The sequence below is a fragment of the Paenibacillus pasadenensis genome, from assembly GCF_002864175.1.
Lineage (GTDB): Bacteria > Bacillota > Bacilli > Paenibacillales > Paenibacillaceae > Paenibacillus_O > Paenibacillus_O pasadenensis.
Window position 1 is genome coordinate 1,768,458 of sequence record NZ_NFEZ01000004.1, and the last position, 15,845, is coordinate 1,784,302.

The 15,845-nt window shown below is 71.4% G+C and carries 7 protein-coding genes; 5 read left to right on the forward strand and 2 right to left on the reverse strand.

The annotated features are described in order from the left end of the window. Window positions 1-21 precede the first annotated feature (21 nt). The 5 genes from B8V81_RS17225 to B8V81_RS17245 are packed head-to-tail and all read left to right on the forward strand — an operon-like array spanning window position 22 to window position 14,681. Window positions 22-10,947, forward strand: coding sequence for a non-ribosomal peptide synthetase (locus tag B8V81_RS17225; RefSeq protein ID WP_146000524.1), 10,926 nt, complete (start codon window positions 22-24; stop codon window positions 10,945-10,947). After that, window positions 10,944-11,924: a cysteine peptidase family C39 domain-containing protein gene (locus tag B8V81_RS17230; protein WP_028599892.1), complete on the forward strand. Its 981-nt coding sequence runs from the start codon at window positions 10,944-10,946 to the stop codon at window positions 11,922-11,924. The genes B8V81_RS17225 and B8V81_RS17230 overlap by 4 nt, the downstream gene beginning before the upstream one ends. Continuing rightward, entirely contained in the window at window positions 11,897-12,718 is an 822-nt protein-coding gene (locus B8V81_RS17235; protein ID WP_052333448.1) for a thioesterase II family protein, read from the forward strand. The genes B8V81_RS17230 and B8V81_RS17235 overlap by 28 nt, the downstream gene beginning before the upstream one ends. Then, on the forward strand, window positions 12,715-13,968 hold the full coding sequence (locus B8V81_RS17240; RefSeq protein ID WP_052333447.1) for an ACP S-malonyltransferase: 1,254 nt from the start codon (window positions 12,715-12,717) through the stop codon (window positions 13,966-13,968). The genes B8V81_RS17235 and B8V81_RS17240 overlap by 4 nt, the downstream gene beginning before the upstream one ends. Next, window positions 13,965-14,681, forward strand: coding sequence for a 4'-phosphopantetheinyl transferase family protein (locus B8V81_RS17245; protein WP_101808833.1), 717 nt, complete (start codon window positions 13,965-13,967; stop codon window positions 14,679-14,681). Before B8V81_RS17240 ends, B8V81_RS17245 begins: the two co-directional genes overlap by 4 nt. A gap of 132 nt (window positions 14,682-14,813) precedes the next feature. Here the strand turns inward: B8V81_RS17245 and B8V81_RS17250 are convergent, their stop codons facing one another. Then, window positions 14,814-15,209, reverse strand: coding sequence for a cupredoxin domain-containing protein (locus B8V81_RS17250; protein WP_052333445.1), 396 nt, complete (start codon window positions 15,207-15,209; stop codon window positions 14,814-14,816). 165 nt (window positions 15,210-15,374) lie between these two features. Further along, window positions 15,375-15,731, reverse strand: coding sequence for a phage holin family protein (locus B8V81_RS17255; RefSeq protein ID WP_028599890.1), 357 nt, complete (start codon window positions 15,729-15,731; stop codon window positions 15,375-15,377). Window positions 15,732-15,845 lie beyond the last annotated feature (114 nt).

The following is a 15,845-nucleotide window of genomic DNA, read 5'->3' on the forward strand; positions in this document are numbered from 1 at the left end:
CTGGAAAAAGGGGGCCATACGATGTTTGACCTAAGCAAGCTCGGCGGCGCTGCCGTTCCGGCTGCTGCCGCAGGCATGGAGCCGGCTGCCGGCCTCGTGTCCGCGGCGGAGGCGGCCGCCGGCCACGAGATCGCGATCATCGGCTTCGCGGCGCGGATCGGCGCGGCGAGCGAGCCGGAGGAGCTGGCGCGGCTGCTCGGCGCGGCCGACGACCGCATCGGTCCGCTGCCGGAGACGCGCCGGCTGGAGCTGGAGCCTTATTTGCGGGGGCTCGGCCTGGACCCGTTGGAGGCGGAGTTTTTCGAAGGCGCGTTCCTCGACGATATCTCCTCGTTCGATCCGGAGCTGTTCCGCCTGTCGCCGAAGGAAGCGTCGCTGATGAATCCGAACCAGCGGCTGTTCCTGATGGCGGCGCGGCAGGCGATCGAGCAGGCCGGCTATGGAGGGAGCGCGCTCGGCGGCTCGCGGACGGGCGTTTATGTCGGCTACAACGCCGATGCCCAGCATGACTACAAGCGCATGATCGAGGCGCTCTGTCCGGAGGAGCTCGGCTTCTCGGCGCCCGGCAACCTCAGCTCGATGATCGCCGGGCGGGTAGCGTACCTGCTCGACCTGCACGGGCCTGCGCTGCAGGTGGACACCGCCTGCTCCTCGTCGCTCGTCGCCGTGCATCTCGCCTGCCAGGCGATCCGCTCCGGCGACTGCGACGCGGCGGTCGCAGGCAGCGTCAAGATCAATCTGCTTCCGCTCGACAGCGGCGTGAGGCTCGGCATGGAAGCCTCGGACGGACGGGCGCGTCCGTTCGACGACGAGGCGGACGGCACCGGCATGGGCGACGGCGTCGTCGCCCTGCTGCTCAAGCCGCTCTCCGGGGCGCTGCGCGACGGCGACTTCATCCACGGCGTCATCAAAGGCAGCGCGGTCGGCCAGGACGGCAGCTCCGCGGGCATCACCGCTCCGAACGCGCTCGCCCAGGAGGATGTCGTCGTCCGCGCCTGGGAAGACGCCGCGGTCGATCCCGAGTCGATCGCCTATGTCGAAGCGCACGGCACCGGCACCTCGCTCGGCGATCCGATCGAGATCGAAGGCTTGACGAGGGCGTTCCGGCGCTATACCGACAGGCGGCAGTTCTGCGCGGTCGCCTCCGTCAAAAGCCAGCTCGGCCATCTCGACCATGCGGCCGGCATCGCCGGCCTGCTGCGCGGACTGCTGGCGATGAAGCGGGGCGAGCTGCCGCCGAACGCGCATTTCCGGCGCCCGAACCGCAGCATCGGCTTCATCGGCTCGCCGCTGTACGTCAATGCCGAGCCGGCGCCGTGGCCTCGCCGCGGCGGTCCGCGCCGCATGGGCGTCAGCGCCTTCGGCATGAGCGGCACGAATGCCCATGTCGTGCTGGAGGAAGCCCCTGCGCCTGCGCCCGTCCGGTCTGCGGAGGGAGACGGCAGGCCCGGCCTGCTCGTCCTCTCGGCCCGCTCCGCCGCCGGGCTATCCGGTTATGCGGAGCGGATGCTCGCCTGGCTGGCGACGGACGACGCGCAGGCGGCCGGGCTGGATGCGATCTGCGGCACGGCGGCGCTCGGCCGCAGCCATGAGCGCTATCGGCTGGCGATCGCCTGCGCCTCTGCGGAGCAGCTCGCGCTCGCCTTGGCGGAAGCGCTGGCGGCGGGGCTGGATGGCGCGGCGGCAGGCGTCGAGGGCGACGCCGGGAATGAGGCAGAGCGCGCTGTCGAGCAAGCTGATGAGCAAGCCGCCGAGCGCGCTGACGGAAGCGGCGCGCGGCTCGGCGCGAATGGCGAAGCCCGCTGGGAAGCCGACGGCATGGCGCTGCGGCTGCGCTCGTCGAGGCTGGAGGCCGCTACGGCCGTGTTCTGCGGCGCGCTGCCTCCAGCCGGACGGAGCTTGGATGCGAGCTCGTCTGGATCGCCGCTTTGGAGCGGAGGCGAGGCGGCTGCGGGGCCAGCGGAGCGGCGCTCGTCCGGCTCCGCTGTCGACGCCGAGGAGGCGGCCGAGCTCGCGCGGCATTACGCCGAAGGGGGGATGCCGCGCTGGGCGCGCCTGCATCCGCCGGGCTCGCTGCGCCGGGCTCCGCTGCCGAGTCCGCCGCTGGAGCTGCGCCGCTGCTGGCTGCAGCCCGCGCCGAGCGCCCGCTCGGAGGAGAGCCGGGATGAGAGACGGAATGATAGATGGAATGATAGATGGAATGAGAGACAGGATGCGCGAGAAATGGAAAGGAGGGAGATGACGGAACAAGCCGCCGCTGCGGTCCGGCTGACAGATGCCGCGGCTGATGGAGAAGCGGAGGCCGGCATCGCAGGCAGCTCTCGCCTGGAGGCGCTGCAGGCGGCTGCCGACGCCTGGGGCGAGGCGCTCGGCTATGGGGAGCTGAGCGTGCGCTCCAGCTACTATGAGCTCGGAGGCGACTCGATTCTCGCGCTGCGCACGGTCGGACGGCTGTCGAAGCGTCTCGGAATCGAGGTGGCCGTGCACGAGCTGCTGGGGCAGCCGGTGCTCGGCGACTTCGCGGCGATGCTGCAAGCGAGGCTGGACGCGGTCCGCGCGGCGCGGCGGGAAGCCGGCAGCGGCGGCCTGGCCGCGGCGGCGCTGGAAGCGCCGGCGAGCGCGGAGCCGGACGGTTCTTCGCGGCAAGAGCCGCCGCAGGCTGCCGGATCGCCGCAGAGGCCATCGTCGGCGTCGTCCGATCCATCGCAGACGGCCGGATCGCCGCAGAGGCCATCGTCGGCGTCGTCCGATCCGTCGCAGACGCTCGGATCGCCGCCAGGGGGCGAAGCGCCGCTTCCGGGCTTCCCGCTGCCGGCCGAACCTTTGCCGCAGTTGGAGGCCGGCGCTGCGGAAGGCGCCGCGGCGCCGATTCCGCTCGTCGCCGAGCAGCCGCATTACGCGGTGTCCTCGTCGCAGCGCCAGATGTACCTGCAGCAGCAGGCGCAGCCGGAGGACCGCAGCTACAACCTGCCGGAGCTGCTCCAGCTGTCCGGCGAGGTCGACGCGGACCGGCTCGAGGAGGCGATCCGCGCCTTGATCCGCAGGCATGAGCCGCTGCGCTCCTCGTTCGCGATCGTCGACGGCGAGCTCCGCCAGTTCGTCCATGCGGACGCGCCGTTTCGGCTCGGCCGGCTGGAGGCGGAGCCGGAAAGGCTGGACGAGACGCTCCGCGCGCTGTCGCAGCCGTTCCGGCTCTCGCAGGTCCCGCTGCTGCGGGCGGCGCTCGTCGCGACCGGCTCGAATTCGCCGCTGCTGTTCCTCGACCTGCATCATATCGCCTCCGACGGCATGTCGGCGGGCATTCTGCTCGAGGAGCTGCTGACGCTGTACGGCGGGGGCATGCTGCCGCCGCTGCCGCTGCGCTATCGCGATTATGCCGATTGGCAGCAGCGGACCCTCGGCTCGGAGCGGCTGGAGGGGCAGCGCCGGTACTGGCGGGAGCGGATCGCGGACGACTGGCCGCTGCTGGAGCTGCCCGCCGATTTTCCCCGACCGCCGATCAAGGACGGCAAAGGGGCGACGTTCGAGCTCGACCTCGAGCCCGGCCTGGCGGCGGCGGTCAAGCGGTTCGCGGCGGCGAGCGGCTGCACGCCGTTCGTCGTCCTGCTGGCCGCCTATCAGGCGCTGCTGGCCAAGCATGCGGGCGCCGAGGATATCGTCGTCGGCACGCCCGCCGCTGGCCGGCCGTCGCCGCAGCTGGAGCGGCTGGCCGGCATGTTCGTCGGCACGCTGCCGCTGCGGGCGAAGCCGGCTGCCGCCAAGACGTTCGCGGCGTTCCTCGCCGAAGTGCGGGAGACGGTGCTCGAGGCGTTCGCGCACGGCGACGTGCCGTTCGAGGAGCTGGTCCGCATGGACGGGCGCCGCGATCCGAGCCGCAGCCCGCTGTTCGACACGATGTTCATCATGCAGAACCTGCGCATCCCGGATCGCGGCGAAAAGGGACTTTCCTATACTCATCGACGCTACGAGCATGGCACGGCCAAGTACGACCTGATGGTCCAGGCGGTCGAGCGGCCGGACGGGCTGCGGCTCGTCGTCGAATACGCGGTCTCGCTGTTCCGCGAGCAGACCGCGCGCACGCTGCTCGACCGTTATGTCCGCCTGCTCGGCGCCTTCCTCGCCGATCCGGAGCGGACGCTCGGCGAGGCTGACATGCTGTCCGCCGCGGAGCGGGAGCAGCTGGAGCGCTTCGGCCGGGGGCCGGAGCTCGGGCTGCCGCCCGTAAGAGCCGAGCGGCTGGTCGAGGCTTGGGCGGCGGAGCGGCCCGACGGCGTTGCCGTCATCGGCAAGGATGGCGCGCTCACGTATCGCGAGCTGAACGAGCAGGCGGAGCAGGTGGCTGAGCTGCTGCGGCGCGAGGGAGCGGAACGCGGCTCGATCGTCGCCGTGCTCGCCGAGCGCTCGCCTGCCATGGTCGCGGCGATGGTCGGCGCGCTCAAAGCCGGCGCCGCCTACCTGCCGCTCGATCCCGCCGCGCCGCCGGAGCGGATCGCCTCCATGCTCCAGGACAGCGGCGCCTGCCTCGTGCTGACGGACCTGCCGGAGGAGGCGCCGGCGCGCGCGGCGCTTGCCGGAGCCAGGGAGCTGAGGCTGTCCGCAGCGCTGCTGGAAGCAGATGCAGGCAGCGCCTGGAGCGCAGCCAGCGGGACGGGCGCAGCCGGCAGGAGCGCAGCCAGCGGCAGGAGCGCAGCCAGCAGCTGGAGCGCCGGCGGCGTCGGCAGCCGGGCGGATCAGGCAGGCCCAGCCCCGGCGGCGGACCGCTTCTCCCCGTCCGCATCGGCGAGTCCGCAGGCTTTGCCGCAAGCCTTACCGCAAGCCTTACCGCAAGCCTTACCGCAAGCCTTGCCGCAAGCCTTGCCGCAACACTTGCCGCAAGCCTCTGCGGACGGCGGCCTGCTCTCGCCGGAGGACCCGATGTATGTCATCTACACATCCGGCTCGACCGGGCGGCCGAAGGGCGTCGTCGTCCCGCATCGGGCGTTCCACGCCTTCGCCGCCTCGATGAGCCGGCTGCTCGGCGGCGTCGGTCCGGACGACCGCTGCCTCAGCCTGACGAGCCTCGGCTTCGACGTCAGCGTCTGCGAGCTGTTCCTGCCGCTGCATGCGGGGGCGGCGATCGTGCTCTATCCGGACGACCGGCTGCTCGATCCGCCGCGCATGGCCCGGGTCATCGCCGAGGAGGGCGTCACGTTCGCCTATCTGCCTCCGACGCTGCTCGGCGACGTTGCCGGCGAGCTGGAGCGGCTCGCCGCAGCCGGGGCGGAGCTGGCGCTGTCCCGGCTGCTCGTCGGCGTCGAGCCGATCCGCAGCGGCGTGCTGGAGCGCTTCGCGGCGCTGCGTCCGGGCATGGCGATCGTCAACGGCTACGGGCCGACCGAGGCGGCCGTCTGCGCGACCGCCCATGTGTTCCGTCCCGGCGGCCCGCCGGAGGCGATCGTGCCGATCGGCGGCCCGATGCACGAGACCGACATCATGCTGCTCGGCTACGGAAACGCGCCGGTGCCGCCGGGCGCGCTCGGCGAGCTGTGCATCGCCGGCAGCCATCTGGCGCTCGGCTATCTCGGCCGGCCGGAGCTGACCGCCGAGCGCTTCGTGCCCGACCCGCGCCGGCCGGACCGGCTGCTGTACCGGACCGGCGACCTGGCGCGCTGGCTTCCGGACGGCCAGGCGATGTACGCCGGCCGCATCGACCGGCAGCTCAAGATCCGCGGGGTGCGGATCGAGCCGGCCGAGATCGAGGCGAGGCTGCTGCAGCTGGACGGCGTGCGCGAGGCGGTCGTCGACGCCCGCGTCCTCCCGGACGGAGACAAGCAGCTCTGCGCTTATGTCGTGCTCTCCCGCGAGGGCGGGACGAGCGGGCTGCGCGACGAGCTGAAGCGGCTGCTGCCGGAGGCGATGCTGCCCTCCTTCCTGATCGAGCTGCCGCGCATCCCGCTGACGCGCAGCGGCAAGGTCGACCGCCAGGCGCTCCCGGAGCCGCTCTCGCAGGCGCACGGCGGCGTGCCGGACGCGAGCGCCGCTCCGTCGACCGAGACCGAGCGGCGGATCGCCGCGCTTTGGCGGGAGACGCTCGGAGTCGAGCGGGTCGGCCGCACGGACGGCTTTTTCGAGCTCGGCGGCCATTCGCTCAAGGCAGCCGCGCTGGCCGGCCGCATCCGCCAGTCGTTCGGAACGGAAATGCCGCTGCGGGCAGTATTCGAGCATCCGACCGTCGCGGGCATGGCGGCATGGCTGGAGACGGCGGCAAGCGGAGGCAGCGCCGCGACCTGGGGCATCGAGCCGCAGGCCGCGAGCCTGCCGGGCGCCGGCACGGAGCGGGGCATGGCGGCGGAGGCCGGCCGCGCCGGGGAGCGAGCGCTCGGATCGGCCCATTCGATTCCGCGCGCGGAGGAGCGTCCCTATTATCCGATGTCGCGGACGCAGCGGCGGCACTATGTGCTGGAGTGGCTCGGCGGCGGCAGCGCCGCCTACCATGTGCCGCTCGCGCTGCTCATCCGCGGTCCGCTGGACGCGGCGCGGCTGGAAGGCGCGTTCCACGGCCTGATCGCCCGTCATGAGACGCTGCGCACGGCGTTCGTCCACGAGCGGGAGGAGTTCCGGCAGATCATCCGGCCGGAGGCGGAGTTCAAGCTGGAGCTTGGCCGTCTCGACGAGGAGGAGAGGCGGGGGCTGCGCTCCGGTCCGCAAGGGGCGGCTGCCGCGCAAGCGGTCCGCCGGCGGATGGCGGAGCTGCTCCGTCCGTTCCGGCTCGATGCTCCTCCGCTGCTGCGGGCGCGGCTGCTGGAAGGCGATGCCGACCGCCATGTGCTGCTGCTGGATTTCCACCATCTCGTGACGGACGGGCTGTCCATGCCCATCGTCCTGCGGGAGCTGCTCGCGCTGTACGACGGCCGGGAGCTGCCGCCGCTGCCGATCCGCTACCGGGACTATGCGCTGTGGCAGGAGCGGAGGCTGGCGGAGCCGCCGCCCGGGCGCTGGCTGGAGCGGCTAGCGGGCGAGCTGCCGCCGCTCGAGCTGCCGCTCGACCGTCCGCGTCCGGCTGCGCGCTCCGGACGGGGAAGGCGGCTGGAGTTCGTTTTCGACGAGGCGACGAGCGCCGCGATCGCCGGCTTCGCGCGCGGCGAGGGCGTGACGCTCTACACCGCGCTGCTCGGCGCTTATATGAGGCTGCTCGCCGTCTACGGCGGAGCGGCCGAGGTTCGCGTCGGGTCGCCGGCGGCCGGCCGCTCGCATCCGGACGCCGACGGGCTCGTCGGCCTGTTCGTCCATACGCTCGTCCTGCGCGGCTATCCGGCCGCCGAGCGTCCGCTCGGCGAGTTCCTGCAGTCGCTGCAGCAGGACGCGCTGGAGGCGCTGGAGCATCAGGAGCGTCCGTTCGAGGAGCTGCTCGAAGCGCTCGGAGCGCAGCCGGCGGACGGACGGCAGCCGCTGTTCGACTGCATGTTCGCGCTGCAGAACATGGAGCTGCCGGCTCTGGAGGGAGGCGGGCTGACCGCCGAGACGCTGCCGCTCGATGCCGGCACGGCCAAGTGCGATCTGCTGCTGGAGGCGGCGGAGCGGGACGGGCGGCTGCATTTTCAGCTGGAATATGATACGGAGCTGTTCGCGGACGCGACCGCGTCATGGATCGCCCGGCATTATGCGCAGCTGTGGAAGGAATGGCTCCGGCCCGGCGCGGCTTCGCGGCCGCTGGAGGAGCTGGGCTTGATCGACGGCGAGGAGCGGCGCGAGCTGCTCGGCGAGGTCCGTCAACGGAAGGGAGAGGCGACGATGAACAAGATAGAGGGCGCGGCAGAACCGGAGCGCGCCGGGACGGAAAGCGGCTGGTGCAGCATGATGCGGCAGTTCGAGGAGCAGGTCCGGCTGCGGCCGGACGCTCCCGCCGTGCACGCCGGGGAGGAGACGTGGACGTACGCGGAGCTGAACGCGCGGGCGAACCGGCTCGCCCATGCGCTGAGGGAGAAGGGCGTCGGGCCGGAAAGGCTCGTCGTCGTCATGGCGGCGCGCTCGCCGCGGCTGCTCGCGGCGCTGCTTGCCGTGCTCAAGGCGGGCGGCGCGTTCCTCGCGGTCGATCCGTCGTATCCGGAGGAGCGGATCCGCTGGATGCTGGAGGACGCCGGAGCGGCGCCGGCGCTCGTCGAAGCCGCCTATGCCGGCCGCGCGGCCGGCGCCGCCGAGGAATGGCGGCTCGAGGAGCTGGAGGCGACGTCCGCGCTTCTGCCGGCGAGCGATCCGGAGCCGGTCAGCCGGCCGGAGCATCTCGCCTATGTGCTGTACACGTCCGGCTCGACCGGCCGTCCGAAGGGCGCGATGATCGAGCATCGCGGACTGGCGAGCTTCCTGCGGCAGTTCGCCGCGCGGTTCCCGTTCGCCGCCGGGCAGGGCGTGCTGGCGATGGCCGCCGTGTCGTTCGATATTTTCCTCGTGGAGACGCTGCTGCCGCTGACGCTCGGCATGCGCGTCGCGCTCGCCCGGGAGGAGGAGCGCGGCGACGCCGATTCGCTGAGCCGGCTCGTCGAAAGGCATGAAGTCGACGTGCTGCAGCTGACGCCGAGCCGCTTCAAGTGGTGGGCGGCGCAGCAAGGCGCGACCGCCGCGTTCCGGCGGCTGTCCGTGCTGTTGATCGGAGCCGAGCCGCTCGCGCCGTCGCTGCTGCAGCGGGTCAAGGCGGCGACGGACGCGCGCATCTTCAACCTGTACGGGCCAACCGAGACGACGGTATGGACGTCCGTGCAGGAGGTGACGGAGCTGGCCGCGGACGAGGCGATTACGATCGGAACGCCGATCGAAGGCGCCCACATGGTCGTGCTCAGCGCCAAGCTCAAGCTCGCGCCGACAGGGGTCATCGGCGAGATCTGCATCGGCGGCGAAGGCGTCGGGCGCGGCTATCTCGGCCATCCGGAGTGGAGCGAGGGCGCATTTGCCGAGCATCCCTATCGGCCGGGCGAGCGCCTGTACCGGACCGGCGACCTCGGGCGGCGGCTCGCGAGCGGCCAGTTCGTCTACGCCGGTCGCCGCGACCATCAGGTGAAGATCCGCGGCCATCGGGTCGAGCTCGGCGAGGTGGAGCGGCTGGCGCAGGAGGCTCCCGGCATCCGCGAGGCGGTCGTGACGGCCTTCGACGAGGAGGACGGAGAGCAGGCGCTGTGCCTGTATGCGGTGGCGGAGCCCGGCCTGGAGGACGGCGCGGACGAGCGGACGAGGACGTATTTGGCGGCGCGGCTGCCAGGCTACATGATTCCCGCGTATCTCATGCTGCTGGAGCGGATTCCGCTGACGCCGACCGGCAAGATCGACCGCAAGTCGCTGCCGAAGCCGCAGGCGCGCGGCGCGGCGGCGTTCGAGCCGCCGGCGGGAGAGCTGGAGCGGCGGCTGGCCGGGCTGTGGCGGGACGTGCTCGGCCAGGAGCGCATCGGCCGCCGGGACGGATTTTTCGAGCTTGGCGGCCACTCGCTCAAAGCGGCGACGCTGGCGAGCCGCATCGCCCGCGAGTTCGGAGCCGACGTCCCGCTGCGGGAGCTGTTCCAGCATTCCACGCTGAGCGCGATGGCGGAGCGGATCGGAATGTCCGCCGCGGCGTTCGAGCCGATCCCGCGCCAGCCGGAGCGGGAGGAGGGATATCCGATGTCCCCCGCGCAGCGCCGCTTGTACCTGATGCAGTGGATGGCCGGCGAGGCGGCGATGTACCATGTGCCGTTCGCGGTCGACATCCGCGGCGCTCTGGACGCGGAGCGGCTCGAGCGGGCGTTCGGGGAGCTGGCCCGGCGTCAGGAGAGCCTGCGCACGACGTTCCATTACGAGGACGGCGAGTTCCGGCAGAAGATCCATCCGCCGTCGGGCTTCGCGCTCGAGCAGGCTTCCGAGCTCGGCAGGCTCGCGGCGGAGGAGCTGGCGTCCGGCGGCGGGCTGCCGGTGCAGAGGCTGATGAAGGCGTTCATCCGCCCGTTCTCGCTCGATCGCGAGCCGCCGGCGCGAGCCGCGCTGCTGCAGCTCGGTCCGGAGCGCCATCTGCTGCTGCTCGACCTGCATCATATCGCGACCGACGGCGTATCGACGTCGCTGCTCGTTCGCGAGCTTGGCGCCCTCTATGCCGGCGAGGAGCTGCCGGAGCCGCCGATCGGCTGCCGCGACTTCGCCGTCTGGCAGCTGGAGCGGCTCGAGTCGGAAGCGATGCGCGAAAAGGAGGCGTACTGGCTTGCCCTCTACGAGGAGCTGCCGCCGGCGCTCGAGCTGCCGCTCGACCGGCCGCGTCCGGCCGCGCCGAGCTTCCGCGGGGCGACGCTGGAGCGGCGCCTCGGCCGGGAGCTGACGGCGGCCGCCGAGCGGCTGGCGGCGGCGCGAGGGGCGACGCTGTTCGCCGTGCTGCTCGGCGCCTACGGCATCCTGCTGGCGAAGTACGCCGGGGAAGAGGACATCGTCGTCGGCACGCCGGTCGCCGGGCGCGGCCATCCCGACGTCGAGCCGCTGATCGGCATGTTCGTCAACACGGTCGCGCTGCGGCTGCGGCCGGCGGGCGAGCTGGCGAGCGGCGACTACATGCGCGGCGTGCAGCGCGATCTCGTCGACGCGCTCGACCGTCAGGACTATCCGTTCGAGCGGCTCGTCGAGCGGCTGGGGCTGCAGGCGGAGGCCGGCCGCAACCCGCTGTTCGATACGATGTTCATCCTGCAGAACATGGAGCATCCGGAGTTCCGCGCCGGCGGACTCGCGCTGGAGCCGCTGCCGTTCGATCCGGGAGTCAGCAAGTTCGATCTGACGCTGGAGGCGGCGGCGAGAGACGGCGAGCTGTCGGTCACGTTCGAATATGCGGCCGACCTGTTCGAGCCGGACACGATCGAGCGGCTGGCCCGGCATTACGAGGAGATCTTGCGCCAGCTGTGCGCGGATGCCGATGGCGCGCGCGCCATCGAAGATTTCGAAGTCGAGACGGAGGAGGCATGGGGATGAAGCTGACGCTGGAGCGCAAGCCTTTCGGCGACTTCTGGATGAACTGCATGCTGAACCAGGCGTTCAGCATCGCGCAGTCGGTCCATCCGAGCTACCGCGATGCGGCGTATCTCAATCTGTACCGCTATTTCCGCTGGGAGGCGGCGACCGACCGCGAGTTCCGCTATCCGACGATCGACTCGCTCTATTATTTGAGCGACACGGAGTGGGAGAAGTTTCCGCTGACCGGCGTCATCCGCCGGATCGTGCCGATGCATTTCCGCGACGAGAGCCGCATGCTGGACGAGATCCGCGACGTGCTGCGGAGCGGGCGCAATCTGAGCCTGAACGTCGATCTGTTCGGCTGGCTGCCGGACAGCATGGCGTGGCAGAAGTTCCATTGGTACCATTACTCGCTGTTCAACGGCTTCGACGAGGAGAAGGGCGTCTTTTACGTCATCGACGACACGCTGGCGGGCTACGGGGAGCATGAGGTGCCGGAGGAGCGGGTGCGGGAGGCGTTCGCGCAGTCGGAATACAAGCTCGATCCGGGCTATGCCGGCCCGGCCTGCTACGTCTATGAGCTGCAGCCGGACATCGTCCCGTTCGAGCTGAGGCTGGAGGAGGTCGCGGCGCACGCGGACCGGCTGTCGCAGGAGCTGGAGGCCTTCGGCATGGACGGCATGTGGCGGGTCGACGAGGCGGAGGGGGAGAAGCGGGAGCAGCAGCTGACGTACGGCCTCGTCGGCATCAACATCATCGTCAACCGCCAGGAGGCGAACGCGGGACTGCTCGAGCGGCTGCGCCTGAAAAAGCTGCTGGAGGACGAGCTGCTGGACGAGCTGGACGAGCAGCTCGGCCGCATCCGCGAGGGCTGGGCGGCGCTCAAGCAGCGCTTCGCCGACGGCAGCTTCCGGCGCGAGCGCGACGCCGAGCTGGCCGAGCGCCTGCTGGCGCGGGAGCGCGAGCTGTGGAGCCGGCTCGCGGCCGAGGCATGAGGCCGCTGCGGCTGTTCTGCCTGCCGCATGCCGGCGGCTCGGCTCAGCTGTACCGGCGCTGGGCGGCCGCCGCTCCGCCGGGACTGGAGCTGGCGCCGCTGGAGCTGGCCGGACGGGGAGTCCGGCTCGGCGAGCCGTTTTATCTCGGCATCCGCGAGGCGGCGGAGGATCTGCTCGGCGAGGTGCTGGAGCGGCGGGAGGAGGGCCGCTTCGCGCTGTTCGGCCACAGCATGGGCGCGCTGATCGCCTATGAGCTGGCCGTGCTGCTGCAGCGCGCGGGCGGGCCGCAGCCGGAGGCGGCGTTCCTGTCGGCCAAGGACGCTCCGCAGGTGGAGCGCCGGGAAGCGCCGATTCACGGCTTGCCCGAAGCCCTGTTCATCGAGCGGATCCGCCGTCTCGGCGGCTGCCCGGACGAGCTGTTCGAGCAGCCGGAGCTGCTGCGGCTGTTCCTGCCCGTGCTGCGCGCGGATTTTCGGCTCGTGGAGACGTACCGCCATCAGGACGCGCCGCTGCTGGAGACGCCGGGCGTCGTGATGGGCGGCCGCGCGGACGGGACGCTGTCGGGGTCTTTGGGCGAGTGGCGGCGCTGGTTCGCCGCTCCTTGCCGACTGGAGCTGTTTGAGGGCGGACATTTCTACGCGCAGGAGCGCCATCCCGAGCTGCTGCGGCGGATCGCGGACATCCTCGGGCTCGCACCGGAGAGGGGAGGAGCCGCGCTCGCGCCGCTGGCATCCGGCGCGGGCGGAGGCAGGCTCGGCCTTGGGGGCATAGAGGAAGGGAGGAATTCTCGATGAGAAAAAGACCGGCGCCTGCGCTGCTGTTTCCCGGCCAGGGCTCCCAGCGTCCCGGCATGGGACGGGCGCTGCTGGAGCGGCATGCCGAAGCCCGCGCGGCCGTCGAGGAGGCCGGCGACGCGATCGGAGCCGACCTCGCCCGTCTGCTGCGGGACGGCTCGATGGAGGAGCTGACGCGCACCGAGATCGCGCAGCCGGCGATCCTCGCCGTATCGGTCGCGATGTACCGCGTCTACCGCGGCAGCCTCGGCGGGCCGCCGCCTGGCTGGCTGGCGGGGCACAGCCTCGGCGAGTTCAGCGCCTTGGCTTGCGCCGGCGCGCTGCCGCTCGGCGACGCGGCCCGGCTCGTGCAGGCGCGCGGCCGGCTCATGGCCGAGGCGGCGCGGCGGCAGCCGGGCGGCATGGCCGCCGCGCTCGGCATCGCGCCGGAGCGGGCCGAGGCGATCTGCCGCGAGATCGCGGCGGACGGACGGTTCGGCGTCGTCGTCCCGGCGAACTACAACGCCGCCGCGCAGACGGTGCTGTCCGGCCATTTCCCGGCGCTGGAGGAGGCGGCGCGCCTCGTCCGCGAGGCGGGAGGCAGCACGGTCCGCCTCGCCGTCGGAGGCGCGTTCCACAGCCCGCTCATGGCTTCGGCCGCCGCGGCGTTCGGCGAGGAGCTGAGCGCGGCTCGGCTCGGCTCGCCGCTGCTGCCCGTGCTCTCCGGCGTCACGGGCCGGCGCATGCCCGGCTCAGCGGCCGCGCTGGCGGAGCTGCTGCAGCGCCAGCTGACCGCTCCGGTGCGTTGGACGGCGGTCATGGCGAAGCTGGCGGAGCTCGGAGCTCGAGCGGCGGTCGAGGCCGGACCGGGCGCCGTGCTGCAGCGGCTCGCCGCTGGCTCCGGCATCCGCGTGCTGGCGATGGACGAGGAGGCGGCGTTCGGAGAGCTGGAGGAGACGCTGCGGCGCGGCCGCTGCATCTCCTATCTCGAAGGCTGCCTCGCCGTCGCCGTCGGCACCCGCAGCGAGGAGGACGACCTGCTCGTCTACCGGCGGGAGGTGGAGGCTCCGTACCGCGAGCTGGAGCAGCTGCTGCAGGCGGCCGAGGCGGAGCCGTCCGCGCCTGTCGACGCAGCCCGGCTGGAGCAGGCCGAAAGTCTGCTCGGCCGCCTGCTCGCGGGCAAAGGGCTGCCCGAGGCTGAACGGCGGGAGCGTCTGTCCCGGCTCGCCGCCGCGCATGGCCGCCGGCCGGTCGAGGCCGAGGCGCGATGAAGGGCGTGCGGGCGGAGCTGCTCGTGCTGCGCCTGCCGGAAAGCCCCGGCAGCCTCGCCTGCGAGCGGCTGGAGGCGGCCGTGTCGCCGGAGCGGCGGGAGCGCTGCTCGCGCTTTCGGCGGCGGGAGGACGCGCTGCGCTCGCTGGCCGGCGAAGCGCTGCTGCGGGCCGCGCTGTCGCGGCGGACCGGCAGGCCCGGCGCCGAGCTGCGGCTGGCGGAGAACCGATTCGGCAAGCCCTGCTGGGCGGATGGCCGCTCGGACGGCGGCGGACTGCGGTTCAATGTGTCGCATGCCGGCCGCTGGGTCGCGGTGCTGCTCGGCGGAGGAGAGGTCGGGGTCGACGTCGAGCAGATCAAGCCGCTGCAGCCCCCGTTCCCGGTCGACTGCCTGCATCCGGCCGAGGCCCGGTGGTGGCGTCGCCTGCCCGAGCCGGAGCGGCTGGCGGCATTTTACGAGCTGTGGACGCTCAAGGAAAGCTATGTGAAGGCGAAAGGAATGGGGCTGTCGTTGCCGCTGCATTCGTTCGCGGTGCAGCCGCTGGAGGGAGGCGGAGCGGCTCTCGCTCCGCCGGACGGGGACTGCCGCCTGCGGCTCTATCCGCTGGCGGAGGACATGCGCCTCGCCGGCTGCGCCATCGACGGCAGCCTGCCGTCGAGTCCGGAATTCTGGACGTTCGAGCAGCTGCTCGAGCGCGCTGCGCCGAGGCGCTGACCCGCTCCGGGCGGCGACGCCGGTCCGGCTGTCCCGGCCGAATCGGCCGTCTCCGCGACCGAGCTCGACAAAAAGGCCGTCCCCCGCCGCTTGCGCGCGGCTGGGGACGGCCTTGCTCGTTTCGGACTTTGGCTAGACGACCTTCAGCACCGAGATCATCTTCTCATGGCCGGGACCGCAAGGAATGCTGCACTCGATCTGATACTCGCCAGCCTCGCTGAAGGAATACACCTTCTCGTCGCCGGCGTTCATCTTGACCGAGGTGTTGGCGACGCGGATGCCGTGGATGCCGTCGCTTTCCAGCTTGATGCGCAGCGGCTCGCCTTTCTTGATCGTGTAGCTTTCTTGGTCGAACTTGTAGTTGGTCGCCTTGATGACGAGATCCTGCGTCGGCTCGGCCGTCGTCTCGACGGCTGCGGAAGGCCCGTTCGAGGCCGGAGCGGAGCTGCTGCCGCATGCGGCGGAGATCAGCAGGAAGCCGGCTGCGGCGGCGATCAGCGGGAGGCGGCGGAAAAGGGAACGGTTCATAGTCAGTCTCCTTTCAAATGGGGGCGAAGCCGGTCGGACATGCTGTCCCTATCATACCCCAATCCCGGCTGCGATCGGAATGAGGCGGGCGGCGGAAGGGTTGAACAAATGATGACAATCTATGTAAGCCGCCAGGCTTCGAGGGGAAGCTTGACGGCGCCGGTCTCAGTGCTTTTCCTTCCGCTTGGCCGCATCGAACGGAGTCGGGATGAAGAGGTCGATGATCCCGATGACGAGCGCGGCGAGAATGGCGCCGAGCCAGGTGACGGCGACTCCGCCGACGATGAACTGGGCGATGTAGAGGACGATCACGCTGGCGACGAAGCCGACGATGCCGCGGCCGAACGGGCTCACCCGCTTGCCGAAGATGCCTTCGACCACCCAGCCGAGCAGCGCGATGACGAGCGCGAGCATCAGCGCGCTCCAGAAGCCGCCGACCGTGAACTGGGGCACGATGAAGCCGACGAGCATCAGCACGATCGCCGATACGATGAAGCGGACGACATGTCCGAGAAAGTTCATGCAAGTTCCCTCCAATCGAGTTGTTCCCGTCTTCCGCGCGGCGCGAGGCCGTCGGTTTCGCCGGGTGCACGGCATTAGCATGGCCGGAATCGGGCCATTTCATGTAGGAAGAGT